The 244-nt window shown below is 64.8% G+C and carries 1 protein-coding gene; it reads left to right on the top strand.

Going from position 1 to position 244, the window contains the following annotated elements; genetic code table 11:
* Nucleotides 1-42: 42 nt before the first annotated feature.
* A partial coding sequence (locus SB754_RS22380; RefSeq protein ID WP_410784475.1) for a hypothetical protein occupies nt 43-244 on the top strand: 202 nt, incomplete at its 3' end.

The raw sequence follows: 244 nt of genomic DNA on the forward strand, positions 1-244 counted from the left end.
CTTGCATTCGAGCCCCTGGCATCGACGACGTCAGTGCTCCTGGTGACGGCTGCAGCCAGTGCGCTGTTCATCCAGCTTTCGGTGGTTGTCCGAAGATCAGCGGGCGTCCGGGTGCCTTACCCCGGAGGTTCACTGGCCGGAGCAGCGGCCCTGGCAGCGCTGCTGACCCTCTGGCTGCGGCTGGCGGAAGCACCCGATACCGAGCTGACGATGTGGGTGTTGTTCCTGTCGCTGGCAGTTAACG

Source organism: Leifsonia sp. SIMBA_070, from assembly GCF_046534635.1.
Classification (GTDB): domain Bacteria; phylum Actinomycetota; class Actinomycetes; order Actinomycetales; family Microbacteriaceae; genus Leifsonia.